Raw genomic sequence first — 25,045 nt, forward strand, 5'->3', positions numbered from 1 at the left:
GCCACCGCCCTTTTTAAGTACGTTTTTTCTTGCTGCGTACCCCCGCGTATCCTGCGAGTAAAAGCGCAACTATGGCAAATCCCGCTCCCCCAGCAAACCCTACCATTCTTGGTTCCACCCCTTCTAATAGCCACCCGGCGAACAGCATAGATAATCCCAGCAGCGTATTTCCTACTGCAGACAGGAGTCCAAACACAAAGGGCTGCATAGCAGATGGGGTTTCCTGCATAACGAGCGTATCCAGACAGGCATTCCCCGTCCCCCCGGCAAATGACAGCAGGATGTATAACATAAATGCTACCGCAAAATGATTGCTGACACTGATGCCCATGAGTAACACACCTTCTAGTAAAAGCCCTCCGATGGCTACAATCAGCAGCCCCTTTTTTAAATAACGTGAGGTAAAAAAACTAAGGCTAAGACCGATGCCAAGCGCCGCATAAAATGCCCCCACTCCAATATCCCCCGCGTGAAATACCTGTATCGCATAGACACTGATCAGTACATTATCCAGACCATTTAGCAACGGCACCAACAGCTCATAACCGAAAATGACCTGCAACGTTAAGCTTCCGCCAATTACCATTCTCAGAGCACGCAGCCGACCGTATTGTGCTTCTTTATCGGATTTTTCTAAGTCCCCCTCAGGAGAATATGTAGCCTTCTTAGCCACCGTCACCATTTCCGTATGTTGTGGAAAATCGATACCGTAAATTAACATCGCTGCGATTAAAAAAGACACTGCATTCATAATGAACGCTGCCTCCGGACCAAACCACATCGACACCACCCCTCCACTGAACGCTCCAAGGATCAGCACGCAGCCGCTCATTAACTGCTCTAGTCCGTTGACGGCCAGCAGAGAATCTTTGGTGACGAGCAAGGGGATAGTGGACTTACGAACAGGGCTGTAAATGGCTTCACCCGCTGCCAGCAAAAAACTTGCCATATATAACAACCACAGCTTCTCCTCCCCATCCACCCATAAAAAGGCTAAGGCTACTGGGACCCTCAGCATATCTGTAGCTATCATGATATATTTGCGTGGAATTTTGCTGCTAAGTATGCCTCCAAGCGGGGCCAGAAATAAATAAGGAAACAGTCTCACACCTAACGAAATCCCTACCGCCATGCCTGATCCCGTCAACTGCAGAACCAGCGCCAGTACTGCAACGCTAGTAAAACGATCACCAATTCCATTGATCAAGCCGGCTGTGAACAATCGTGAATATCCCTTATGACTCCTAAACATCGCAACAGCTGAGTGATTATTCATAAAATAAACCTCATTTCATCTATTTATACATATATCTAATTAGATATTAATCGAATCATTAATTTATGACAATGCTTTATTTTCAAGGATTTGCTAAGATGAAATACAGCATTACTTCACGGAAATCTCCGGGAAAGAAGGAATTGTCTTTTGAAAATAGATCGATTGCTCTCTATCGTTATCCTGCTAATGAACCGCCGCCTAATTCAGGCGAAGGAGCTAGCCGATATGTTCGAGGTATCTGTGCGCACGATTTATCGTGATATTGAAAGCATTAATGGGGCCGGAATTCCTATCGTTACCTATCAGGGAGCGAACGGTGGGATCGGGCTTATGGAAGGATACCGGCTGGACCGCAATGTTTTGACGGATCGTGAGCTGGCGGATATTTTCACGGCTCTGCAGAGCGTCTCGTCTTATGGAGGAAATGAACATACTCTGCTCATGGAAAAAATCAGCAGCGTAATCCCGCCCTCCCAATCCGCCGCCTTCCGCAGCAAAACGACTCAGCTCATCATCGACTTCTCCCCATGGGGTCTTCAACGTATTCTGGAAGAAAAGCTTGCCACTCTAAAAGAAGCACTTGAGGAAAGCGTGACCGTAAACTTTGATTATGTGGATGCTGCGGGTCAGACAAGCCAGCGTTCGGTAGAGCCCTATACTTTAGTGCTAAAGGGGCAAGCATGGTACTTATATGGATTTTGTCTGAATCGTCAGGATTTCCGTCTATTTAAGCTGTTGCGCATGAAAGAGCTCGTTAAGAATACCCAAGTTTTTATTGCAAAAGATGTGGATGCAAGCGAGCTGCCTTGGAGCAACGAGTATCAGAGATCAACCGTAACAACAGCAACACCCATGGTTTTGCAGTTTAAAGCTGAAAGCAAACATCTAGCGGAAGAGCGGTTTGATTCTACCGAGCTACTGCCCGACGGTAATGGAGGTTACAAGGTTACCCTCAACTATCCTGAGGATGGATGGCTGTATGGTTTCCTGCTAAGCTTCGGGATGCATGTAGAAATCTTAGAGCCACCGCATATTCGGCAAAAGTTGGGGCAGCTTGCAGCAGGCATAGCAGCAAAATATACAACCTAACAATAAACCTGACGGAATGTCGTCAGGTTTATTGTTCTATACTGAACTTAAAGCGGGCGCTCGAGAGCTTGCATACCTTTAAAGGAGTGTTAAATATGGGACATGAACATGTAGAGCAAGGAGATCTTAAAATTTGTCAAAGCTGTGGGATGCCAATGCCTACGGCGGAATTGCTTGGAACGGACCAGAATGGCAACAAGATCGAAGATTACTGCGTGTACTGCTATGAGAATGGCGCATTCAAACAGCCTAACATCACGTTGCAAGAAATGGCTGACATTTGTACAGGCTATATGGTCGAAGAAGGAATGGATGAGAATGTTGCCCGTAAACTTCTCGCGGAGCAGCTGCCACATCTGAAACGTTGGAGCGATCCTGCAGCTGTGTCTCCAGCTAACTAATAGCATCACAACAAAAGAAGCGCCCTACGGAACCATAACAGTTCGTAGGACGCTCCCTTTTCCATTCTTTGTTAACCCAGTTTTTTATTGATTGTCCTGCTGTGGCTGCACTTCTTCCGTCTTCAGGAAGTCTGGCTGCGGTGAAGTCTTTTTAATAAAGAAAGCCAATACCAAAGCAACTACAGTGATCCAGGTAGCAATGTTAAAGGCATGCGTAACCCCGCTAATTGTAGCCTCTTGCGTAAGCTTAAGCATCGCTGCTTTATCGTTTAACGAAACCGTTCCGCTCATAAGCGTATCAGTGATTGTGCTCTTCGTCTTATTGGTCATTAGACTGACGAACAACGCCATTCCCAGCGCGCCTCCGACCGTCCGCAACGTATTCGACATTGCTGTACCATGCGAGCTTAAACGCTGTGGAAGCTGGTTAAGTCCAGCCGTTACAATCGGCATCGATAACATCGACATGCCTAACATCCGAACCGTGTAAGTAATAATCATATGCGTATACGTCGTACTGTCTGTAAGCTGGCTGAATTGCCAGGTCGTAATTACTGTAATAATCAGGCCTACCACAGACAGCCATCTTGCCCCGATTTTATCAAATATAATCCCCGTGATTGGAGACATAATTCCCATTAGAATGGCTCCCGGCAACAGCATAAGACCAGACTCCATTGGCGTAAAGCCACGGATCGTCTGCAAATAAATCGGCAGCAAAATCATACCCGAATATAAAGCCATCGTAATGATGATATTGATTAATGTCGTGAGTGAATACATATTGTATCTGAAAATCCGGAACTCAAGCAGTGGTGTCTCAGCCTTAAGCTCTCTCCATACGAATAAAGCCAGTGCAATCACACCCACAATGAGGCAGGTAATGACTGTTGCACTTCCCCAACCATCGGTTCCAGCATCACTGAAGCCGTACAACAATCCCCCAAAACCAATGGTAGACAGGATAACACCCGTTTTATCCAGCTTCGGAGAAGTTGTTTGCCCTACATTTTGCATTGTTTTCATACCTAGCAAGGTAGAAAGAATAGCCAGCGGAAGAACGATAAAGAACAATACGCGCCAAGAATAGTTCTGAACTACCCACCCTGACAACGTTGGACCTACAGCTGGAGCAAAAATCATGGCTACCGCCATTAGCCCCATCGCTTTTCCCCGCTCTTCAATTGGGAAGATGCGAAGAAACACAATATTCATTAACGGCATCAAAATCCCTGCGCCAACCGCCTGAATGACTCTGCCGACCATGATCATTTCAAAGCCTGTTCCGATTCCACAGACAAGTGTACCTAACGAAAAAAGTGACATCGCGGTGATGAATAGCTGGCGGGTCGTAAACTTTTCCACCAGAAACGCACTAATCGGTATCAGCACACCGTTCACGAGCATAAATCCCGTTGTTAGCCACTGTGCCGTATTCGTTGCGATTTTTAGATCGTCCATTATGCTCGGCAATGCCACATTAAGAAGTGTTTGGTTCAAAAGTGCGACAAATGCACCTATTAAGAGCGCTGCAATAATCGGTCCTCTACGTATTCCCTTAGTTGCCGCTGCAGCGTTACCTGTAATTGTACTCATAAATTCTGTTTGTCTCTCCCCTGCTCTAAGATCTGAATGATTTCGGTATGAATCCTAAGTAATTCGCCTGCATCCTCGGCAGGTATATTGGATAGTGGAAGTAAGTGTCTTCTGAGCGATTGCTTACTTCTTTCCCTGATCTCTCTGCCCTTTTCAGTAATCGCCAAGTTGTATATACGCCGATCTACCTCAGAGCGCTGTCTTGTGATCAAATCGGCTTTCACCATCCGGTCCACTACGCCGCTCGCTGCACTGTTCCCCAAATGTAATAGCTCGGCAAGATCTGTAATGCCAATATCGGGATTTGCAGATATTTTGCGGAGAACCATCAACTGTGTTGGTGTGATGTCCAGCTCTTCGGCATCCTTCCACAGCAGCTGCTGGAATGCATGGCTAATCCGGCGAAAAGAGGAGAAAATATCATCTAATTGCTGCTCCTTATCTTCCAAATCTTCACCTCCAAAGAATTAATTAGTTAGACCATCTAATAGTTCGCATGCGTACTATTTTACACCTTAACTAAATTTCGGTCAATATTTTGCTGTAACTTTCTGAAAGGTAATTTTATATTGCAGGAAAAACATGAAAATCATACATAAGTGCACAAAGCATAAAAAAAGCGAACCAAGGTAGATCCTTGGCCCGCTTTTTCGTCTGAACAATGCTCAGGTTAAGCTGTATGAACTTTCAGGTAAAGTCTGCTGCTGAGGCTTATCCTGCAGTTTTAAATTAGATGGCTTAGTCTCTTCCTGGCTGCTGGCAATTGACATCATCAGCTTAATCCGATTCGCTTGGTTGACTACGCTAACTCCAGCATCATAGTCAATCGCCACGATATTTGCACCCGGATATAATTCCTTAAGGCCTTTAATCATCCCACGCCCGGTGATATGGTTGGGCAGGCACGCGAACGGTTGAATACAGGCGATGTTGTTCACACCATTATCCATCAAATCCATCATTTCTGCGGTTAAAAACCAGCCCTCACCCATCTGATTCCCTACGGACACCAGTCGGCTGGCCTTCTCGGCAAGACCATAAATATTCTCCCGTCCTTTAGCCAGCCCCGCATCCTCAAGGGCAACCTTAATCGGCTTACGGTAAATTTCCAGATAAGAGATCAGCATGGGATTGATATAGCCGAGCCGTTTGCTTTTGCCGAATTGCTCAGCTTTGTAGATCGGATTATATACACAATAGAAAATGAAATCCAGGAAGTCCGGCATTACCGCTTCCCCGCCCTCTGCCTCGATCATCTCTATAATGCGGTTATTGGCATCCGGATGGAATTTGATCAGGATCTCACCGACAATGCCTACTCTTGGTTTAGTAATACCTGTAACGGGCAGCTTGCAGAACTCTGCAACAATCTCACGAATCAGGCGTTTGTATTCTCGGAATGAAAAGTTGGATAAGCTTGCCTTGCAACGCTCCATCCCTTTGCGGAATAGAACTTCCGCACTTCCTGGAACAACCTCATGCGGCCTAAAGTGATTTAACATCCGCATCATAAGATCACCGTAACAAGCGGCAGCTATCAACCGATTCGCCAGCTTAAGACTGATACGGAAACCCGGCTGATTCTCCATCCCTGAAGCATTGAGTGAAATCACCGGAATTTGTTCAAGGTCTGAATCCTTTAAGGCTTTGCGCAGCAAAGAAATATAATTCGTAGCCCGGCAGCCGCCACCCGTCTGTGACATAATCACAGCAGTACGATCCGGATCGTATTCCCCACTTTTCAGCGCCGACAGAATCTGGCCAATCGTCACAATTGCCGGATAACACGCATCATTATTAACGTATCTCAGACCTTCTTCTGTCTCTTCGGGTCCGGTCGTCTCAAGTATCTTCAGGCGGTATCCGGCATCGCGAAACACCTGCTCAAACAATTCAAAATGAATAGGCGACATCTGTGGTGCAAGAATGGTATAGGTCTCTTTCATTTCCTTTGTAAATAACACATTAGCCTGCACTTTTGGCGGCTTTTGCGGCACTACCTTACCTTTTTCACGCTCACGCATTGCCGCCAGCAATGAACGAAGCCGAATGCGCGCTGCACCAAGATTGCTGATCTCATCGATTTTGATCAATGTATATACCTTGTTATGTCTTTCCATAATATCCTGTACGGCATCACAAGTGATCGCATCGATCCCACAGCCGAAGGAAGTCAATTGAACAAGCTCCAGATCCGAGCGGACTGCAGCAAGGCGGGCTGCACGGTACATCCGGGCATGGTAGGTCCACTGATTAACAACAGCCACATCCCCTTCGCTGTGGTCCAGATGGCAGACAGAATCTTCTGTCAGCACGGCGAGTCCCATCCCGGTTATCATATCCGCTATCCCGTGATTAATCTCAGGATCGGCATGATAAGGATGTCCACAGAGCAGGATTCCTTTGGTTCCAGTATCAGCTAGGTACACAAGGGTCTCTTCCCCTTTGGTACGCACATCACCTTTGGCGTTATCAGCCTCTGTAAGTCCCGCTTGCACCGCGGACGCAATCTCTTCTCGCGGAATGCTGGTAAATGTCTTCACCAGCCCTTTGGTCAGCGCAGAAATATCATCGAAGGTCAGGAATGGACTGACAAGCTTGATTCCATTGTCCTTTAACCCATCCATATTGTTGCGAATGACTTCGGGATAAGAGGCGACCACTGGACAATTGAAGTGATTATCCGCAGCTTCATCTTCTTTTTTCTCATACACCACCGCTGGATAAAAAATAAAATCGACACCTTTACCGATCAGGCTTTGCACATGTCCATGCGCCATCTTCGCAGGATAACATATCGATTCTGAAGGAATCGTATCCATGCCGCTTTCGAAGAGCTTCTTGCTTGATTTAGGGGAGAGAATCACCCGATAGCCCAGTTTGGTGAAAAAAGTGTGCCAGAACGGGTAATTCTCAAACATATTCATGGTACGCGGAATCCCGACGGTCCCCCGCCATGCCCCTGTTTCCGGTAAACTCTCGTACTCAAAAAACCGTTCATATTTATACTGCATCAGATTCGGCAGGACATTTTTCTCTTTTTTGACTCCTGCGCCGCGTTCGCAGCGATTGCCGGTCACATAAAAGCTCTTATCCGGAAAACGACTGATCGTCAGCGCACAGTTATTCCCACAGCGGCCACAGCGGCCTGAGGAGACCTCATATTTAAAGCTGGCAAGCTCCTCTGCTCCAAGCAGCGTACTGGATCCGTTAACCCCTGCTTGCTCACGCGCAATCAGTGCACAGCCGTAAGCTCCCATTACGCCAGCTATATCCGGTCTAACCACCGTCCGCCCCGTCAAGGACTCAAAGGCGCGCAATACAGCTTCATTATAGAAGGTACCGCCCTGAACGATGATATTTCGCCCTAAGTCCTCCGGATTGCGGATTTTAATTACCTTTTGCAGAGCATTCTTGATCACAGAGTAGGCAAGACCCGCCGATAAATCCGCTAATGATGCGCCCTCCTTCTGAACCTGCTTGACCTTAGAGTTCATGAACACCGTGCAGCGCGAGCCCAAATTAACAGGCTGAGTCGCTTCGAGTGCAGTTTTGGCAAATTCCTCGATCCCAAGTCCGAGGGCAGAGGCAAAGCTCTCCAGAAAAGAGCCACAACCGGCTGAACAAGCTTCATTGAGCATAAGGCTGTCGATAGCACCGCCACGGATTTTGATGCACTTCATGTCCTGCCCACCGATATCCAGTATGAAATCTACTTCTGGCATGAACTTGGAAGCTGCCTTGTAGTGTGCAACAGTCTCTACTTCTCCGCCATCTGTCCGCAGAGCGGCCTTGATTAACCCCTCACCGTACCCTGTCACATATGATCCTGCGATATGGCAGCCTTCAGGCAGAACCCGGTAGATCTCCTTCAGTGCATCGCTGACCGAATGCAGCGGGTTGCCTTTGTTGCTGCCATAAAAGGTATAGAGAATTTCGTCAGCCGAACCGGTTAACACGAGTTTAGTTGTGGTTGAGCCGGCATCAATTCCTAGATAACAAGGTCCACGATATAAGGCTAAATCTGATCTCGCTGCAGAGGCTTTGCCGTGACGAAGCCGAAATTCTGCAAGCTCAGCGGCATTCTCAAAAAGCGGAGGCAATTCAGCATCCGCAGCTCGATCCGCAGTAAAATCAACCGCCGCAATTCGCGTGATCCAGCTTGAAAGTGGCAATACGACTGGATCAGCTTCGGAGAGCGCAGCTCCAATCGCCACGAAATACTGTGAGCGTTCCGGGAACAGGATATCCTCCTCCGCCAGCTCCAGCGTTTCCGCAAAACGCTGCCGCAAGGCAGGCAGGAAGGTCAGCGGGCCGCCAAGAAAAGCCACCCGTCCTCGAATCGGACGTCCACAAGCAAGACCGCTAATCGTCTGATTAACGATACTCTGAAAGATCGAAGCCGCCACATCCTCCCGGCGCGCTCCTTCATTAAGCAGCGGCTGTACATCGCTTTTGGCAAATACACCACAGCGTGAAGCTATGGGATAGATTCGCTCATGCTTCTCCGCCAAAACATTTAAGCCTGCCGGATCGGTCTGCAGCAGCGCTGCCATCTGATCGATGAACGCTCCTGTTCCGCCCGCGCAGGCTGTATTCATACGCTGCTCAATGCCGCCCCGAAGATATATTATCTTAGCGTCCTCTCCACCCAGTTCAATCGCCGTGTCACATTCCGGGATCAGCGCACTGATCGCCTTCGTACAGGCAATCACCTCCTGAATAAAGGGAACTCCACCTAATTTGGATAAAGACAACCCCGAGGAACCGCTTACAGTAAGCCTAGCTCCCCTCTCTGGGAATCTGTCGCGTACATCAGACAGAAGAGAGAGGGCCGCTTTTTTAATATCGCTATAATGTCTTACATAGTCTTGATAAACAATGATGTCCCGCTCTATGACAACTAATTTAGCAGTAGTTGATCCGATATCAAGCCCAATATGCAGCATTATCACTCCACCACCTCTTCTTGCTCCAAATTTGAAGCAATTATGAGGAAACTATATCATGACAACACCTTATATAAGCTGTTAAAAATGTAATAGACATCTATAAAAAGTAATTAGTAAAATTTATGATTCGCTTATCCCTGCTATCGTGTTTGCGACATGCCCTTTTACCCGTACCTTCCGCCATTCTTCCACTAATATCCCCTGCTCATCAATCAGAAAAGTAGATCGCACAATTCCCATAAATTCTTTGCCGTAAAGTTTCTTGAGCTGCCATACGCCGAACATTTCACTTACCTTATGATCCTCATCAGACAGCAGTGGAAAGGGCAAACTATGCTTCTCTGTAAATTTAGCGTGTGATGCCAAAGAGTCCGGACTAATGCCCAGAACAACCGCACCCACCGCCGTGATTTGATCAAAAGCATCACGAAATTCGCAGGCCTCCTGCGTGCAGGCTGGTGTCATATTTTTAGGGTAAAAATATAAGATGACCTTTCGGCCCAAGAAATCACTCAAACTAACCTCATGCCCATTGGAAGAGGGAAGGGTGAAATTGGGTACTTTTTGTCCAATAGCTACTTCGATCAAGATATATCCACTCCTTCTTAAGATTGGGGAATTATTCCTAAATTGCACGTATCCCCAAAAGAAATTATAATGTAGTCAACGTGAATGCGAAAGGAAGAACGAGAAATGCCACCTAGAAAGAAAAGGCACGCAAAGACTGGTAAGTCAAAAAAGAAACCGCTGCTTTGGACGCTGGCCATTATACTCCTCCTTATTATCGGTGGGGCCATTTTCTACATTACAACCATTTACAATGAGCTTGGTAGCATGTCGAATACTGAAGATTCACCTTTTCAAAATGCAGAGACCGTTGATGTCGATACCCCTGAGCCTCCTAAGTGGGAAGGTACAGAGCCTGTTAATATCCTATTAATGGGTGTAGATGCCCGAGGTGTGAAGAAAGGGGAAATCCCCCGTTCAGATACAATGCTCGTCGCTTCTCTCGACCCTGTGAAGAAGAAAATCAGTGTATTTTCAATACTGAGAGATACGTACGTTCCGATTCCAGATCATGGCGAGAAACGTATTAATACAGCGATTATTTATGGACCTAATACTGCGATGCAGACCGTCAGCGATCTGCTCGGTATCCCAATTCAATATTATGTCTACACGGACTTCCAAGGATTCATCAAGCTGGTTGATGCCGTTGGGGGTGTGGATTATGAAGTCGAAAAAGATATGGTCTACAAAACCGTTGCAGACGGTCCGGAATATGATATTGATCTAAAAAAAGGATATCAGCATCTTGACGGCAACATGGCGTTACAATATGTTCGCTTTCGGCATGACGCTACCTCCGATTTCACTCGAACCGAGCGCCAACGCGGTTTTCTCAAGGCTGTGGCTGATAAGCTGATCAGCACCACCTCCATTGTCAAGCTGCCAAATATCCTGTCGCAGGTTACGCCTTATATTGAAACCAATATGTCAGTTAATGATATGTGGAAGCTGGCAAGCGTAGGGTATAATAGCAGTATGGGTGGCAGTGAGCAAATTCCGCCAATGGATCTGCTCACTGAGGAGACTACAAGTGACGGATCACAGGTTATCGGAATTCGTAGCGAAAAGAAGCTAAAAGAATTTATACAGGATACCATAAATGGTCCTGAGCCAACACCAACCCCTACATCGGAGAACACCTCCAATAGCAGTTCTGGCGGGACCAATTAAGGGCCTGACAAGCAAAGTTCACATGTACACAAAGCAGTGACTTGGTATAATACGGGCGGACAACGGAAAACACCGTTGTTCGCCCGTTCCCTTGAGCACCAACAATCGAAAGGATGATCACATTATGAATCGCTCCACATCTGAACAACTTTATCACGAAGCCCTCCAGCATATCGTTGGGGGTGTAAATAGCCCTTCCCGCTCCTTCAAAGCCGTTGGCGGCGGAGCACCTGTATTTATGAAACGCGCCAGTGGATCTCACTTCTGGGATGAAGACGGCAATGAATATATCGATTATCTCCAAGCCTATGGACCGATCATTACCGGCCATGCCCACCCTCATATTACCAAAGCAATTACGACAGCAGCAGAAAATGGTGTTCTTTACGGAACCCCAACCCAGCTCGAAATTAAACTTGCTAAAATGCTAAAAGAAGCCATTCCTTCTATGGATAAAGTACGTTTCGTCAATTCTGGAACCGAAGCGGTTATGACAACGATTCGTGTAGCCCGTGCCTATACAAAACGCAGCAAAATCGTAAAATTCGCTGGCTGTTACCACGGCCACTCTGATCTGGTGCTTGTAGCAGCAGGATCCGGACCTTCTACACTTGGCATTCCAGATAGTGCCGGTGTTCCAAGCAGTATCGCCCAGGAGGTAATCACCGTTCCCTTTAATGATCTGGACAGCCTGAAAGAGGCGCTGGAGAAATGGGGCGAAGATGTCGCAGCTGTTATGGTTGAACCGATTGTGGGGAATTTCGGCATGGTGATGCCTAAGCCTGGTTTCCTCGAAGGACTTTGCAAGCTGGCTCACGATAATGGCTCCCTTGTTATTTATGACGAAGTCATTACTGCCTTCCGCTTCCATTATGGTTCTACACAAACCTATGCAGGGCTAGAGAATCATGAGGACATTACTCCTGACCTTACTGCACTTGGCAAAATCATCGGTGGCGGCCTGCCTATCGGCGCTTACGGCGGCCGCAAGCATGTTATGGAACAGGTAGCTCCACTTGGACCGGCATATCAAGCCGGCACAATGGCGGGCAATCCTGCGTCTATCTCTGCAGGGATTGCTTGTTTAGAGGTTCTGAGTGCAGAGGGTGTATACGAAGAAATGGATCGGCTTGCAATCCGCCTCGCCGATGGACTTAAAGCATCTGCAGACCGTCATGGCATTCCACTGACAATCAACCGCATCCGTGGTTCGTTCTCCACTCATTTCTGTAATCATCCGGTTACGAATTATGACGAGGCTCAGGATACAGACGGCGAATTGTTCGCCAGCTTCTTCCGGCATATGCTGAACCGTGGCATTAACCTTGCCCCTTCGAAATACGAAGCTTGGTTCCTGACCACAGCACATACTGATGCAGATATTGATGCTACACTTGTCGCAGCTGAAGAATCCTTCCGCGCTATGGCGGCTGAGAAATAAGATTGTTTTGAAACGGCAGTGCTTCATAAGCTAAAAAAAGCTGAATAGATTAAGGAGCTGTCCCAGTCCCATAAACCGCAAATGTTAAAAGAGCAGCGATTCTCCTATATTGGAGGATCGCTGCTCTGCATTTTTACTCATCTACGGCCTGCATCTGTAGCTTGTGGCAAGCTTAAGCCAGCCGATCTCAAGCGTCAATTTCTCTAGGCTGCGTAACAGGTATCGCCGGAGCTTCCCCGTGTTTAGTGCAAGGGTTAGGGAGCTTCGATAGATAATCAGGGAAATCCTCCCTATAATTTAGCTAATTTAGTGGAAAACAAAGAACTTACCCCGTTTTTTAGGGAGAAAATCCCTAATTCTGTTCATTTACAGAGAATATAGGTTGATAGTGACCACTTTTATCTATGGATTTCATCCGCTAACAGCGTTTGGAAATCCAAATATTCTACTGCTCTCATGTAAAATCCACCTGCTTGTCCAACGTAATCTCAGTCATTAACGGTCTTAACATTTGCTCGCTCCCAGGTACTAGTGAAAACTCTACACCCTCCAGATGCTCCGGCAGCGTTGGGGCGACCAAGAATTGCATTTGTGTATGCGCTCCACCTCCATGACCACCATGCGGCTGCACTTCATATTCATTCTCACCCGCCACTTCAAGCGTTAAAGCCGTTCGAAGATGGATATGTCCTACAGCTTCTTTTAAATATTTGATTTCCACAGTAACTATGCTGAAGGCTTCATACTGCATAGCATGCGTAAGTATATATTCACATTCTTCAACGACCGTCCGCTTCACAATCGGAAGCACTCCCAGCAATAAACCAGGCTCCTCCCAATATTGTCTTCTGGGTACAGTTTCATTCATAAGATGCAAATGCTGCACAATCTGAGTAGTGTTCATCTCGAATCTAGTTACCCATTCCTCAAGTAGCTTACTATCAGGGGATAATCGTTTCTTGCCTGTTATAGCTTTACGTTCCTGAATCAGACTCAAAATCTGCTCATCAATCTTTTTAACCTCATCATTGTATTCGTTGGCGAATCCCCTAATTGGCATTCTGCTCCAGTTCATTTAACGCCCTCCTCTTATTACTAATTTAAATCCATTAATTGTAAGGGTACATCCTTTCGATTGATTTGTAAAATATTTGAAATATCATAATCTTGCCGATAGGTAAAAAAAAAGCGACCATTAGCTTTACGCTGTAAGGTCGCCCGCTTTTTAATTCAGAGTTACTCTCCTACTCATATAAGTTCCGGATCTCCACGCCCTGAGGCAGCTTAAACGGGTTCTCCTTGTTAATTCGGTCATAGAACATAATCCCATCGAGATGGTCTATTTCATGCTGGATGATGATAGCTTGGTAGCCCTTAAATTTAAGGACAACCTCCTTGCCCTCCAGATCATAACCCTTCACCTTCACGGTTTCATACCGAGGTACAAAGCCATGCACGGGACGATCAACGGACAGACAGCCCTCGCTTTCTGGTAAGTACACCATAGACAAGGAGTGGCTTATGATCTTAGGGTTAACCCAAGCATGCTCTACAGCCCGCCCTCTCTCGTCTGTAAGATACATCGCGAACATACGCTTCTCCAGTCCGATTTGATTCGCCGACAGACCTACGCCAGAGCGCAGCTTATATTCTTCGGAAATCTCCGGGTCCTGACTGTTCTTCAGAAATTGAAGCATACATTGCAAAGCCTCACGATCTTCCGCCTGTAATGGAAGCTCTACTGGTTGTGCTACGGTACGAAGTACGGGATGACCCTCCCGCACTATATCATCCATGGTGATGATATATTCAGCATTATATTTTGAACTAGACAATATTCCATCCACCTTTTCCTTACGGGCTTAATTTAATTTCTTATGATGTATAGTATGCAGCTTTATGGATTTATGAAAGCAGTTCGCAGTTTGCTGCTGTAATTAACATCGAATCCAAGTCCTGTCGCCAAAGCGGCAAGGGGTAAGTAGGTTTTGTCCTCCTTGCCTACCTTTTGCAGAAAAGCTGGAGTATCAATAGCCACGTTCTCTCCATTCACCTTAATAAATTTCGAGCCAATGGTAATCACAACGGTTCTTCCACCATACACGATGGTAGCGCTGGAGGTTTTGTTATCCCACTTCCCGCTTGCGCCCACGGCATTTAGAATATCTTTTAGCGCCAAAAAGTTCTGCCCATTTTTAAGGATAGGCTTATTGGGTGTATTCAACTCCACGCCCTTCACTACAATCGACATCGGTACCGATGCAGTAGCCATTGTAGCTACAGTAGGAACGCGATACTCTCCCCATTGTAACTCCGCAAAGACCTTAGCAATAGTCTCGTATCCAAGCTGCGTCGGGTGAAAATCAGTTTGCCCTGCTCCAATAATATGTGTCAGCGAGCCTTCTACCCCGGCAAACTTTGCCGCAACATGAGCTACAAGCACCTTCGCTCCCTCTTGGTTCACGCTTGCAGCTACACTATCCGCTGCTTCCGTAAATTTGCCCGCTGCCGTCATTAATCTGTTGTACATTTGACCAAGCGCAACCTTAGGGGCAGGCTGATATTGATCGGCCAGTATAATCGTCGTTTGCGGACTTACCGCACGAATATTCTCCAGCACTGCCTTCACATTTGTTTGATAATCCGCTAGCCGCTGGTCCAGCTGTGTTTGGAAATCCGCATCCGTCAGCTCCTTGAACTGCAAGAACAGACTGCTTACATCATTCCCACCAATCGTAATGGTAATCAGATCAGCTTCCTTAAGCTCTGCTGCGATCTGCGGAGTTAGCTTCACGAACTGTTCTATTCGTGGATCTGGGAGACCTGCCTGAACTCCTTCAGCAGTAATCACTGAACCATCCTTGATCGCTCCTGTGTAATTACGTAATCCGGCCGTAGTCAGCCCTAGAATACCATAATTAGTAAGTGCACTTCTGCCATGATACCAGCCCTGCTCAAGCAATCTCTCCGCATAGCCGTATGGCTTAGTATTCACGTCCGTCATTCCTGGCTCGTAGCCAGCAGTAATGGAATCACCTAGAGCTACGATGCGAAAGACATCTTGCCCAGAGTCTTGTATTGCAGTCGTGTCAGCCGCATTTGCCGTGCCTGCTCCTACGCTAATCAGCGCAGATAACAAAAGCAGGCTGCTTATGCCAGCTGCCCAAATTTTTTTCCAATTGCCTAGCATCGTATCCCTCCCAAATTGTTCTAATTCCATTCTACCATCCAGGATAGCAACGCAAAAGAGCGGCCTCCTATATTCAGGAAACCGCCCCTCGCAAATCACTGGCTATTATTGTCTGAATCTTCATCTGACTCTAACTTCTGCCCTGCACGCTCCAGATATTTATCATAACGGTCATCCAGCTCATATCCAATCTTACGATAACGTAATGTTTCTTCCACAATAGGATCGAGCGTAGTCTGAATACGAATTTCATATTTAGGTGAGATTTCCCGGATTTCCTTAGCCGTACGATCGCCTTGTTCCATCTCACCATCTACCAACATTTCGCTCAGCTTGCGTTCCAAATCATCCTTCTCACTCATGCTGTATCGTCCTCCCTAAAGCTTATATCCTGTTGCTTCAGCATTCTTCAGTGACGAAACCAAATATTCGTGAATGTGGCCATTACTTGCTACTACATGGCGTGTACCAATATCATATGAACGTCCTAGGGTATCCGTAATCTTGCCTCCTGATTCAAGTACAAGCAGTACTCCTGCTGCACAGTCCCAAGGGCTTAAGCCCACTTCCCAATAGCCATCTACACGGCCTGCCGCCACATAAGCTAAATGTAGAGCAGCCGCGCCTCCGGCACGAATACCACGAATCTGCGGAAGAATACTTTGCAGTCCGGCCATATTCACAGGTTGTGCAAACTCACGATCCGGCGGAAAGCCCATAGCAATCAGGCTGTCCCCAAAATCAGTCTCCGTAGAGACCGAGGTAGGAACACCGTGCATGTAAGCTCCCTTTCCTTTTTCAGCGACGAACATTTCATCACGAGTCGGATCATAAATAACGCCTACAGTTAGTTCACCGCGAATCACCAATGCTATGGAGACACAGTAAAAAGGAAATCCGTGTACGAAATTAGTCGTACCATCTACAGGATCTACAATCCACAAATATTCATGCTCACGAGCTTCTTCCAATGCAGCGGTAGCCGCTGCTGCTCCCGGCGAAACCCCCTCTTCCCCGAGAATGGCATGGTCGGGAAAATGTGTCAGGATCAGCCTGCGAATCATTTGCTCAACGCCTTTATCAACTTCCGTAACCAGATCTTGTGCTGAAGTTTTTGTATTCAGCTCCTTCACGAGACCCTGTCTGCTCTTTATCCATTCTCCTGCTTTGGCAGCCGCATTAATGGCCACCGCCGTATGTCCCTTGCTTGTTACTACATAGGGTTCACGTTCATTCTTACCCTCTGGATTTAAAGGACTCATATCTTCACTCCACTTTCTTGAACATAATCGCCAATGGCTTTAATTCTAAAGCAATCCTATTCACAATACCGTGCAATACGTCAAAACGTTCCCCAAGTTCCCAAAGTTCCGCCAAAAGAGGACCCAATTCTCACCTGCGAGCATAAATGCCCTAGGTCCATATAAAGACGATAAGCGATTAAAGTTTCATTCAACGTACCCTATTTCAAGTTACATATCAAGTCATGATAGGACCCGTATTCGGGACCTATCTCCTTATTTTCATTGTTTAAGGTTCAATATTCACGCTTGCCCCATTTAATAAGGAAATTCCGTTACCAGCCTCAGCCAGCTCCTTCATAGCCTCCATCAATCCAAATAACGCGCCATCTTTTAGTTTCGCCTCAATCATAACATCGACAGCAGGCGTATCTGCGGCAATACGTTTCAGAAAAGCCAGCAAAGGGGCAGGTTCCACGCCATCCGCATGGCTGCGCGGATCAGACGGGCTGCGCGGACTGGATACATGAATCTTAGGCGGCAAAAGCTTTCCAGAAGGAACGTCCTTCTGTGCTAGCTCACTTCGCCATGTCTGCAAAATGTCAGGCCACAGCTCCCAAGGGAGCTCTCCTTCATTATTCACCCATTGGTGGTGAATATCCAGCACCATCGGTAATCCTACGCTCTGACTGACTGCCAGTGTCTCCGGAGCTGTAAATGTCTTATCGTCATTCTCCAGCGTTATACGCTCCTGCAGCGCTGCCGGCAGCGCGCGGAAATGCTCCTCGAATCGCTTCGCCGCTACAGGCTTGTCCCCATAAGCTCCGCCAATATGGATATTGTTCTTCGCCATGGCAGGAAGCCCCATAGCAACCAGCATGTCCACATGGTACTGCAAATCCCGTACGGAGTTTATCAGCACCTCCGGACGGGGTGTACTAAGTACTGTAAAGTGATCTGGATGAAAAGAAACGCGCAGCCCGTGCTTTTTCACATATTGGCCCACTTCCGCAAATTCCTCGGCGAGCGCCGCAAACGGATTCCAGTCCTGCAAATCCGGATGCGTCGCCAGAGGAATGATTTTGGAAGTGAGGCGGTACACCATGATGTCCGAAGCCACATTATGCTTCATCAACCGCAGCGTATTATGCAGATTCATTCTAGCGATGTTCTCCAAACGCCGAAGTGCCGCTTCACGGTCATCCAGCTTCTTAAAAGAGGCCATCGTCATTGTCTTGGATGGGGAGCAGTCTTTGATAACGGTGGACATCGCTACATATCCGAAGCGGACAATCATCCCTGTGCTCCAAAAAACATTTCCTCAGCCAAAGCCGTCTGCACTCTGGACTCTTCTTCATTCAGCTTACGCACAAGCTCCATCTCGACCGCGGTAACCTCATGCCCTTGAAAATTAATCTCTGCAATCGAGGCTGAAATTTTGACAATGGCTACAGCTACATTCTCAGGGGTGTAAGCAATAACCTTTTGACCCGTCGGATACACACGAAAGCCTTGCTTCACCATTTTGGTGCGCCCATATTCCAGCAGCTCGTACAGCTCTTGTTCACTCTTGAATTTGCAGACGGAGTTGAATTCTGTTTGAAAACCCATGTTTCTTCTCTCCTTCCAGTCGGGATATTCCCGCTATAGCTTCTATTACTCGTTGTCGTACTTAAGACCTTGTTTAAAATTATAGCGCTCCAAGGCTAACTCAATCATTCGGTCTAACAGAGCTCTATAAGATACACCCGTCTCACGCCACAATAGCGGATACATGCTGTAAGGAGTGAAACCAGGCATCGTGTTCACTTCGTTAATTAGAATTTTACCATCCGATTTTCGCAAGAAGAAGTCTGCCCGGGTAATTCCACTGCCCTCAATCGCTCGAAAAGCAACTATCGCGGACTCCCGCAAACGATCGGCCACTTCAGAATCCACTGGTGCAGGAATCATCATTTGCGATTTGCCGTCCGTATATTTGGCTGCGTAATCATAATATTCACCAGAAGAAACGATTTCACCCGGAACAGAGGCTTCTGGTTCATCATTTCCAAGCACGCCAACCTCTACCTCACGCGCATCCACAAACTCCTCAATAATAACTTTGGTATCATAGCGGAAAGCAAAATCAATGGCTTTTACAAGACTATCCTTATCGGCAGCCTTAGAAATACCTACACTTGAGCCTAGATTGGCAGGCTTCACGAATACCGGATATCCCAGTTTATCCTCTACACCAACAATCAACTCATGACGTTTTCTTTTCCAAGCGCTGATGTTGAAATAACAAAACTCGCATTGATCCAGACCGGCATCAGCGAACAGTTTCTTCATGACCACCTTATCCATACCTGCCGAAGAGGCAAGAACACCAGCACCGATGTAAGGAATATTCGCCATTTCGAACAACCCTTGAATCGTTCCGTCCTCACCATACGTGCCGTGCAACAGCGGGAACATTACGTCCACTGTTTGGTCAGCACCCGATAATCCACTAAATACCACGTTCAGGGCTGTGCCCATATCTTCGGTCGCTTCTGCAAGCTTGAGCTGCTCCACTTGGCTGTAAGGCGCTGATAACTTCTCTCCAACCTTCCACAATCCCTGTTTTGAAATGTAAAAAGGTATAATCTCATATTTATCATAATCAAATGAGTTCATCACGGCAAAAGCCGTCTGTAGCGATACCTCATGTTCTCCTGATTTGCCCCCGTACACCAGCCCTACGGTTAGTTTTGCGTTCCCCATTCCCTTAACCTCTTTCTGTACTATAAGTAGTCGTTAATATGAAAAAAACGGTATTTCGTTTGATCAGTCCATGCGTAGGAATCACGATAATCCCAATACCGATGACGGCTGCTAACGGTACGTGCATTCACAAGCGGCATACCTCCTGCATCAAAGGCTGTGACGATTGTGCTGTGCTGATACTGCCCGTTGCCATCCCAGTCATATTGAATGATATCGCCCAGCATCAATTGCTCCGGCCGCTCCATGACTTCCGCACGCAAGCCACTGCTCCGACTTCCGCTCAAATAGCGTTGCAGACTGTCTGATACAGCCCAGCTATAGCTCCACCATTCTTGTTTGCCTTGGTAACCTTTGTACCACCAGCCCGTTTCTCTTTTACCAGTATAGTTGATAGGTGCTCCCCCTGCAAAGAGACATTGGGAGACATAATTTGTGCAATCCACCTCGAAAGTTTCGAACTCCGGATTGCCGTCTTTCCACCAGCGGTCGGCATACGCCACAGCTTCTTCACGGTTATAACGAACCTCTCTTGAACCCGCAATTTCTCCGAGAACATTCCGGTTAAGCAGGGGCTGTGATGGCAGCGGTGCCGGCAAAGCCTCTCCCCATTTGGATAGTCTGCCCGATAGCTCTACCTCTGCCCGATGAACCGTATTTCTTTCAGGGACACTTCGTTCCACACCAGCAATCTCCCAGCCCCCACCGTCCCGTACAAAGGTTAGCCGCTCCAGCTCGATAATATCCTCGCGGTGGTTAACGCCGCCTTTTTCATAATAAAGCGCACTATGCAGTGTAACCTCTGCTACTACCTCGGTCGGAGTCTGCCGGACGGTCCGCAAAGTCTTAACCCCTGTCTCTCCGCGCAAAGGAGTTATCCCACGTTCTTTATACCACTCCGCAAGACGTCTTGAACGCTCCCCTTGTTCTACCAGAAAACGCGGATCCTTAACGGACACGGAAACGGTATGCGATGATGACTTAGGCTCCACCCTGGCCTTATTTACTTGATCAACATATACATAAAGACTTTGCTTCCACTGTTGTTCCATTATACTCGCGCCCCTTCTTTCCCTTTTAACTGCTGTTCTATGTATATGAAAGGAAACAGGCCGCTATACAGATCGGTTGAATAGTTAAGGATGTATCAGGCAAAAACTCTAACCCCAAGTCCGACATCTCAATCCAACATCGACAATGAGGACCCTATCACCTAATGACTGAGGAAGAGAAATTCAGTGTGTATTTTGCCTAATAATTAAGTAAAACCAAGGATTCCGGTGAATTCTTTCGTATTATCTCCTTTAAATGGCTCTTTTTGAGGTAAAAAGAATATCCCGAAACGATACAATATAACAATGGAAGGGTAGCTTGGCATTTTCTCAGGCATAATTCGCGCTTTAGATGTAGGAAAAAAAACTTTACTCCCCACTTTGTAACCGTTATAATTAAGCTAGAAGCAATTTGAAATTGGGTTTCATTAGACGAAACAAGGAGGCGCATATATGCCAAGCAAGGATCATTTTTCATTGGCTCGGACCCTGGAATCAGGCGGCAAATCTTATCGCTATTATGATCTGAAGTCCCTTGAGGAACAAGGATTGGGCTCTATTTCTTCCCTGCCTTTTTCGATCAAAGTCCTACTAGAGGCTGCTGTACGTCAGTTTGACGGACGTGCAATTACTGAAGAACATGTGAAACAACTGGCCGATTGGTCAGGTGACATTGACCGTAATAAAGAAATTCCATTTATCCCTGCTCGTATCGTGCTTCAGGATTTCACCGGAGTTCCGGTAGTCGTGGATCTCGCAGCTATGCGTGATACTGTAAAAAAAGCCGGAGGAGATCCTAAACAGATCAATCCGCTTGTCCCGGTTGACCTTGTAATTGACCACTCTGTCATGGTTGATGCTTTCGGTACAGCAGACGCCTTGGAATACAATATGAACGTTGAGTTCGAACGCAACGAGGAGCGTTACCGTTTCCTTCGTTGGGCACAGACAGCTTTTAACAACTTCCGTGCAGTTCCACCAGCAACAGGTATCGTGCACCAAGTAAATCTAGAGTATTTAGCTTCCGTTGCCACTACTAAAACTATCGATGGTGAAACTGTCGTTTATCCAGATTCCCTTGTAGGAACGGACTCCCATACCACGATGATCAATGGTCTGGGTGTTGTGGGCTGGGGTGTAGGCGGTATTGAGGCTGAAGCAGGAATGCTTGGACAACCGCTCTATTTTGTTACACCTGATGTAGTGGGCTTCAAGCTTACAGGCAGCCTTATCGAAGGAGCTACAGCAACGGATTTGGCACTAACAGTAACTGAAATGTTGCGTAAAAAGGGTGTAGTCGGCAAATTCGTCGAATTCTACGGACCTGGCCTTGCTAACATCAGTCTGGCTGACCGGGCAACTGTTGCCAACATGGCGCCAGAATACGGAGCAACTATCGGTTTCTTCCCTGTAGATGACGAGACACTCGCTTATCTTCGCAGTACGGGCCGTCCGGATGATCTGGTGGCGTTGGTTGAATCTTATTACAAAGCACAAGGGATGTTCCGTACCTCGGATACGCCAGACCCTGAGTTCAGCGATGTGATTGAGCTTGACTTAGCTTCTGTCGTTCCTAGCTTGGCTGGACCAAAACGTCCACAAGACCGGATCGAACTTACGCATATGAAGGAAAATTTCGAAGGTATTATCCGTACACCTGTAGACAAAGGCGGTTATGGTCTCAGCGATGAGAAAATCGCTCAAGTCGTAGAAGTACAGCATAAAAATGATACTACCAGCAAGCTCAGCACAGGCGCAGTCGTAATCGCAGCTATTACTAGCTGTACGAATACTTCCAACCCTAGCGTTATGCTTGGAGCAGGTCTTTTGGCGAAAAAAGCTGTGGAACGTGGTCTGACCAAACCAGCTTACGTTAAGAGCAGCTTGACTCCAGGATCCTTGGTGGTTACTGAATACCTGCAAAAAGCAGACTTGCTGAAACCACTCGAAGCATTGGGCTTCTACTTGGCTGGTTATGGCTGTGCCACTTGTATCGGTAACTCCGGTCCATTGCCTGAAGAAGTTAGTCAAGCCATTACTGACAATGACATGACCGTAGCCGCAGTCATCTCCGGTAACCGGAACTTTGAAGGCCGCGTACATGCTCAGGTAAAAGCAAACTACTTGGCTTCACCGCCGCTCGTAGTTGCTTACGCACTGGCTGGTACAGTAAATATCGATTTGCAAACTGAGCCACTTGGATTTGATCCGCAAGGTGAGCCAGTATTCCTGAAAGATATCTGGCCAACCACTGCTGAAATTCGTGAAGCCATTGGTCTCTCCCTTAGTCCGGAGATGTTCCGTAGCAAATACGAAAATGTATTCACCGCTAACGAACGTTGGAATTCGATTCCTGTTCCGCAAGGCGAGCTGTATGAGTGGGATGATAATTCCACGTACATCCAGAATCCGCCATTCTTTGAACATCTGGCAGACGGTCTGGGAGACATTAAGGATATCAAAGATGCACGCGTTCTAGCGCTGCTTGCTGATTCCGTAACAACCGACCATATCTCACCAGCGGGTAATATCTCTACCTCTGGTCCTGCTGGCGAATATTTGCGCGATCATGGTGTAGAACGTGCAGACTTCAACTCCTACGGCTCACGCCGCGGAAACCACGAAGTCATGATGCGCGGTACGTTCGCTAACATTCGGATTCGTAACGCAGTAGCCCCTGGTACAGAAGGCGGCGTTACTACCTTCTTGCCAAGCGACGAGGTTATGTCCATCTATGATGCATCCATGCTCTATCAGGATGCTGGACAAAATCTGATCGTCATCGCTGGTAAGGAGTATGGTACAGGAAGCTCACGTGACTGGGCAGCTAAGGGTACGCTTCTGCTTGGCGTTAAAGCAGTTATCGCTGAGAGCTTTGAGCGGATTCACCGCAGCAATCTGGTCGGTATGGGTGTACTCCCACTTCAATTCCAAGAAGGCCACGGTTGGAGCAGCTTGGGACTGACAGGACGCGAGACCTTCAACATTACTGGTCTCGATAACAACGTGGCGCCAAGTCAAGAGCTAACTGTCACGGCTACCCGTGAAGACGGCACACAATTCGATTTCCCTGTCATTGCACGACTCGACAGTACAGTCGATATTGATTACTATCGCAACGGCGGTATCCTGCAGACTGTTCTTCGCCAGATGCTGGCAGATGCTACAGACTCTTCCGCGGTGTCGGTAGAATAGATTTAAAGTAACTTAAAAAGGGACTGTTTCACGGCCATGAGTGGCTGTGAGCAGTCCCTTTTTTATGGAGTCGTTCCAGCAGCCAATTTGTGGCGGGTGGGGTGCCACTGTCTGTTGTCTTTGGGATCTTCACCATTGCTGCGTGAGGCTCAGGGGACATTTAGGATTCCGCGCGCCTCAGGGGACGCCTAGGATTCCATGCTATCGGACTCAGATGACTCTATTCGCTCGATTATCCGACTTTTGGCGCGGGGTCGGACTCAGATGACTCTAAATGAACAAATTTACGAATTTTGGCGTGCGATCGGACTCCATAGTCGCTATTGGCATAAAAAACACGCTGAATGAGCCCATTTCTGCCGAATAGCTGCACTGGGGTCCGAAACTATGCCAAACTGGCTGTCAATTCGCAAATAGCGTCCCCTGAGTCCGAAAGCCTCAGGGGACGCTTAGAATTCGGCGCTATCGGACCCAGATGACCCTATACGCTCGATTATCCGACTTTTGGCGCGCGATCGGACTCCATAGTCGCTATTGGCATGAAAAACATACTAAAGGTTCCCGTTTTGGTCGAATAGCTGCACTGGAGTCCAAAACTATGCCAAACTGGCTGTCAATTCGCAAATAGCGTCCCCTGAGTCCGCACGCCCCAGGGGACGCTTAGGATTCCGCGCGATCGGACTCAGATGACTCTATTCGCTCGATTATCCGACTTTTGGCGTGCGATTGGACTCCATAGTCGCTATTGGCATGATAAACACGCTGAATGAGCCCATTTTTGCTTAATAGCTGCACTGGGGTCCGAAACTCTGCCAAAAAGGCTTTAAATGGGCAAATAGCGTCTTCTGAGTCCGGAAGCCTCAGGGGACGCTTAGGATTCCGCGCTATCGGACTCAGATGACTCTATACGCTCGATTATCCGACTTTTAGCGTGCGATCGGACTCCATAGACCCTATTGGCATGAAAAACACGCTACAGGAGCCCATTTTTGCCGAATAGCTGCACTGGGGTCCGAAACTCTGCCAAAAAGGCTTTAAATGGGCAAATAGCGTCTTCTGAGTCCGGAAGCCTCAGGGAATATCTAAATAACAACCCGAGATTACTTGTGTACGAGTTATGA

General features: G+C 47.3%; 19 protein-coding genes. 5 read left to right on the forward strand and 14 right to left on the reverse strand.

The window, feature by feature from the left end; translation table 11 throughout:
* Window positions 1-13 precede the first annotated feature (13 nt).
* Window positions 14-1,276, reverse strand: coding sequence for an MFS transporter (locus MHI15_RS19775; RefSeq protein ID WP_341164751.1), 1,263 nt, complete (start codon window positions 1,274-1,276; stop codon window positions 14-16).
* Window positions 1,277-1,426: 150 nt separating this feature from the next.
* Between MHI15_RS19775 and MHI15_RS19780 the strand changes: the two genes are divergently transcribed.
* Together MHI15_RS19780 and MHI15_RS19785 are read left to right on the forward strand one after the other, a co-directional pair.
* Complete coding sequence (locus tag MHI15_RS19780) at window positions 1,427-2,368, forward strand: helix-turn-helix transcriptional regulator (protein ID WP_341164752.1); 942 nt, start codon at window positions 1,427-1,429, stop codon at window positions 2,366-2,368.
* Window positions 2,369-2,463: 95 nt separating this feature from the next.
* Complete coding sequence (locus MHI15_RS19785; RefSeq protein ID WP_052096752.1) at window positions 2,464-2,769, forward strand: zinc ribbon domain-containing protein; 306 nt, start codon at window positions 2,464-2,466, stop codon at window positions 2,767-2,769.
* Window positions 2,770-2,853: 84 nt separating this feature from the next.
* On the opposite strand, the gene MHI15_RS19790 is transcribed toward MHI15_RS19785, so the two are convergent.
* From MHI15_RS19790 to bcp, 4 genes are all read right to left on the reverse strand, one after another.
* Window positions 2,854-4,365, reverse strand: a complete 1,512-nt coding sequence (locus MHI15_RS19790; protein ID WP_076106051.1) for a DHA2 family efflux MFS transporter permease subunit — start codon at window positions 4,363-4,365, stop codon at window positions 2,854-2,856.
* Window positions 4,362-4,814, reverse strand: coding sequence for a MarR family winged helix-turn-helix transcriptional regulator (locus MHI15_RS19795; protein ID WP_076130529.1), 453 nt, complete (start codon window positions 4,812-4,814; stop codon window positions 4,362-4,364). Before MHI15_RS19795 ends, MHI15_RS19790 begins: the two co-directional genes overlap by 4 nt.
* A gap of 216 nt (window positions 4,815-5,030) precedes the next feature.
* Entirely contained in the window at window positions 5,031-9,314 is a 4,284-nt protein-coding gene (locus tag MHI15_RS19800; RefSeq protein ID WP_341164753.1) for an acyl-CoA dehydratase activase-related protein, read from the reverse strand.
* A gap of 123 nt (window positions 9,315-9,437) precedes the next feature.
* Window positions 9,438-9,905, reverse strand: a complete 468-nt coding sequence (bcp, locus tag MHI15_RS19805) for a thioredoxin-dependent thiol peroxidase (protein ID WP_076186308.1) — start codon at window positions 9,903-9,905, stop codon at window positions 9,438-9,440.
* 105 nt (window positions 9,906-10,010) lie between these two features.
* On the opposite strand from bcp, the gene MHI15_RS19810 reads away from it, so the two are divergent.
* The gene (locus MHI15_RS19810) at window positions 10,011-11,057 is read left to right on the forward strand and encodes an LCP family protein (RefSeq protein ID WP_038568628.1); all 1,047 of its coding nucleotides are present in this window, start codon (window positions 10,011-10,013) and stop codon (window positions 11,055-11,057) included.
* A gap of 124 nt (window positions 11,058-11,181) precedes the next feature.
* The gene (locus tag MHI15_RS19815) at window positions 11,182-12,498 is read left to right on the forward strand and encodes a glutamate-1-semialdehyde 2,1-aminomutase (protein WP_341164754.1); all 1,317 of its coding nucleotides are present in this window, start codon (window positions 11,182-11,184) and stop codon (window positions 12,496-12,498) included.
* Window positions 12,499-12,952: 454 nt separating this feature from the next.
* On the opposite strand, the gene MHI15_RS19820 is transcribed toward MHI15_RS19815, so the two are convergent.
* From MHI15_RS19820 to MHI15_RS19860, 9 genes are all read right to left on the reverse strand, one after another.
* Complete coding sequence (locus MHI15_RS19820) at window positions 12,953-13,573, reverse strand: hypothetical protein (protein ID WP_038568624.1); 621 nt, start codon at window positions 13,571-13,573, stop codon at window positions 12,953-12,955.
* 169 nt (window positions 13,574-13,742) lie between these two features.
* Complete coding sequence (gene def / locus MHI15_RS19825; protein WP_036679906.1) at window positions 13,743-14,294, reverse strand: peptide deformylase; 552 nt, start codon at window positions 14,292-14,294, stop codon at window positions 13,743-13,745.
* A 101-nt stretch (window positions 14,295-14,395) separates the two neighbouring features.
* Entirely contained in the window at window positions 14,396-15,688 is a 1,293-nt protein-coding gene (locus MHI15_RS19830) for a stalk domain-containing protein (protein WP_076277888.1), read from the reverse strand.
* A gap of 95 nt (window positions 15,689-15,783) precedes the next feature.
* Window positions 15,784-16,050 carry a hypothetical protein gene (locus MHI15_RS19835; RefSeq protein ID WP_076130524.1) on the reverse strand — a complete coding sequence of 89 codons (267 nt, stop codon included), beginning with the start codon at window positions 16,048-16,050 and terminating at the stop codon, window positions 15,784-15,786.
* Between the two features lie 15 nt (window positions 16,051-16,065).
* Window positions 16,066-16,950: an inositol monophosphatase family protein gene (locus tag MHI15_RS19840; RefSeq protein ID WP_036679857.1), complete on the reverse strand. Its 885-nt coding sequence runs from the start codon at window positions 16,948-16,950 to the stop codon at window positions 16,066-16,068.
* Window positions 16,951-17,218: 268 nt separating this feature from the next.
* The gene (gene uvsE / locus MHI15_RS19845) at window positions 17,219-18,226 is read right to left on the reverse strand and encodes a UV DNA damage repair endonuclease UvsE (RefSeq protein WP_341164755.1); all 1,008 of its coding nucleotides are present in this window, start codon (window positions 18,224-18,226) and stop codon (window positions 17,219-17,221) included.
* Entirely contained in the window at window positions 18,223-18,540 is a 318-nt protein-coding gene (locus MHI15_RS19850; protein WP_036679853.1) for a hypothetical protein, read from the reverse strand. The genes uvsE and MHI15_RS19850 overlap by 4 nt, the downstream gene beginning before the upstream one ends.
* 45 nt (window positions 18,541-18,585) lie before the next feature.
* Entirely contained in the window at window positions 18,586-19,677 is a 1,092-nt protein-coding gene (locus tag MHI15_RS19855; protein WP_076130522.1) for a D-alanine--D-alanine ligase, read from the reverse strand.
* 20 nt (window positions 19,678-19,697) lie between these two features.
* Window positions 19,698-20,729, reverse strand: coding sequence for an amidase domain-containing protein (locus MHI15_RS19860; protein ID WP_080742388.1), 1,032 nt, complete (start codon window positions 20,727-20,729; stop codon window positions 19,698-19,700).
* A 453-nt stretch (window positions 20,730-21,182) separates the two neighbouring features.
* On the opposite strand from MHI15_RS19860, the gene acnA reads away from it, so the two are divergent.
* Window positions 21,183-23,924, forward strand: a complete 2,742-nt coding sequence (acnA, locus tag MHI15_RS19865; RefSeq protein WP_038568617.1) for an aconitate hydratase AcnA — start codon at window positions 21,183-21,185, stop codon at window positions 23,922-23,924.
* Window positions 23,925-25,045 lie beyond the last annotated feature (1,121 nt).

Source organism: Paenibacillus sp. FSL H7-0918 (genome assembly GCF_038007025.1).
Classification (GTDB): domain Bacteria; phylum Bacillota; class Bacilli; order Paenibacillales; family Paenibacillaceae; genus Paenibacillus_AQ; species Paenibacillus_AQ odorifer.